At 77.0% G+C, this 2057-nt stretch carries 1 protein-coding gene and 1 pseudogene; one reads left to right on the forward strand and one right to left on the reverse strand.

The window, feature by feature from the left end; genetic code table 11:
• Positions 1-102 precede the first annotated feature (102 nt).
• Positions 103-1284 (forward strand): dephospho-CoA kinase, encoded by a 1182-nt coding sequence (gene coaE, locus EAD98_RS00410; protein WP_121652128.1) that lies wholly within the window; start codon positions 103-105, stop codon positions 1282-1284.
• 13 nt (positions 1285-1297) lie between these two features.
• Here coaE and EAD98_RS30820 read toward each other — a convergent pair.
• Positions 1298-2057, reverse strand: a pseudogene (locus EAD98_RS30820) (hypothetical protein); the annotation flags it as partial.

The following is a 2057-nucleotide window of genomic DNA, read 5'->3' on the forward strand; positions in this document are numbered from 1 at the left end:
ACCCGGGACAGGGGCCCGCGCGCCGCTGCTCATCGCCCGCCGCACGGGCCCCTGTCCCGGGTGGGTTTGGCAGCGGGGTTCGTGATCCGGTTGACTGGTCCGGTGCTGAGGGTGGGGTTGACCGGCGGGATCGGGTCGGGCAAGAGCGCGGTGGCCGCGCGGCTGGTGGAGCGGGGCGCCATGCTCATCGATGCCGACAGGGTGGCTCGGGAGGTCGTCGCGCCGGGCACCGAGGGGCTGGCTGAGATCGTCGCCGCCTTCTCCGAGCGGGTGCTGGACGCCGACGGCGCACTGGACCGCGCCGCGCTGGGTGCGGTGGTGTTCGCCGACGAGACCGCCCGCCGCCGGCTGGAGGCGATCACCCATCCCCGGGTCCGGGCCCGTACCGCTGAGCTGGTCGCCGCGGCGGCGCCCGACGCGATCGTCGTCAACGACGTGCCGCTGCTCGTGGAGGTGGGGCTGGCGCCGACGTACCACCTGGTGGTCGTGGTGCAGACGGCCGTGTCGACCCGACTGGAACGACTGGCGCGCGACCGGGGGATGGACCGCGCGGAGGCCGAGCGGCGGATCGCCGCGCAGGCCGACGACACCGGTCGCCGCGCGGTGGCGGACGTGGTGCTGACCAACGACGGAAGCCTCGCGGCGCTGCACGCCGAGGTCGACACGCTCTGGCGACAGCGGCTGCTGCCCTACGAGCACAACCTGCGGGAGCGGCGGGTGGTTCCGGCGGACCGCGTCGGTCCGGCCGAGGCCGACCCGACCTGGCCCGAGCAGTACGAGCGGCTGGCCGCCCGGATCCGGCACGCGCTCGCCCCGGCGGACCTGCGGATCGATCACATCGGCGCGACCGCGGTGCCGGGCCTCGCCGCGGAGGACGTCGTGGACGTGCAGGTGGCCGTGCCCAGTCTCGCCGACGCCGACGGGACGCTGGCCGACCGGTTGGCGAACGCGGGGTTCCCGCGGGTGCCGGGGGAGTGGTGGGACGATCCACGTCCGGCCGGTAGCGGCCGGTGGGAAAAGCGGCTGCACGGCAGCGCCGACCCGGCCCGCCCGGTGCGCCTGCACGTGCGGGTGGCCGGATCGCCGGGCTGGCGGTACGCGCTGCTGATGCGCGACCACCTCCGCGCCGACCCGGGGCACCGGGCCGTGTACCTGCTGCTCAAGCGGGAGTTGGCCGACGCGGCCCCGGTGGTCGACGGCTCGGGTACGGCCGGCGACCCGTGGTTCGACGAGGAGTACCTGCGTGCGGAGCAGTGGGCCGCGCAGACCGATTGGCGGCCCTGAGCGCCACGGTCGGTCAGGTGGTGGCCGCCGGGCGGGGCGCCGGGGCCAGGCGAGGCACCGAGGCGGGGTTGAGGTCGAGCTGCGCCCACGCCCCGGGGGCGGTGCGCAACTCCAACCGGCGCAGCGACCCGTTCCGGTCGATCCAGTAGCGCAGCAGCGCGCCCCCCGTGCGCAGCTCCACGACGTCCACGGTCCGCCCGGCGGCGACGTCCTCGCGGATCCGTACGGCCGCGCCGCGCTGCCCGGCCGACCCGGCGGTCATGGCCGCGCCGACCAGCAGGCTGAGGTCGTCGGTGCCGGACCGGGTGAACCGCCAGGCTGCGGCGGGCGGCGGCAGCGGTGGCCGACCCGGCGTCTCCGCGGTGCCACCGCCACCGGCCGCGGCCGGTACGTCGGCCCGGGCCAGTCCGGCGGTGTCCCGGCGCAGCAGGGTCCGGCGATCCGGTGTGCCGAGGTCGGCCACCGCCAGGTACGCGGTACGCGCGGTCCAACTCAGCCAGCCGGCGCCCCGCAGGTTGGTGTCCGTGCCCACCGGCGCGGTCAGGGTCAGCGTGGCCCCGCCCTGCGCCCGCAGCCGAGCCGGCAGGCGGCTGAGCCGGTCCCGCTCGGCGTCGGTGAGCGCACGGGGCAGCCCTGGCCGCCCACCGAGCGCGTCCACCGGCCGGAGCGTGGGCCGGTCCACCCGGTTCAGGAGCACCGTGACCGGACCGACGCCGGGCAGCCGGGCGACCAGCTTGTGCAACCGGCCGTCCCGGTCGAGCCAGTAGCGGGGC

The organism is Micromonospora sp. CV4 (assembly GCF_003667455.1).
Classification (GTDB): domain Bacteria; phylum Actinomycetota; class Actinomycetes; order Mycobacteriales; family Micromonosporaceae; genus Micromonospora.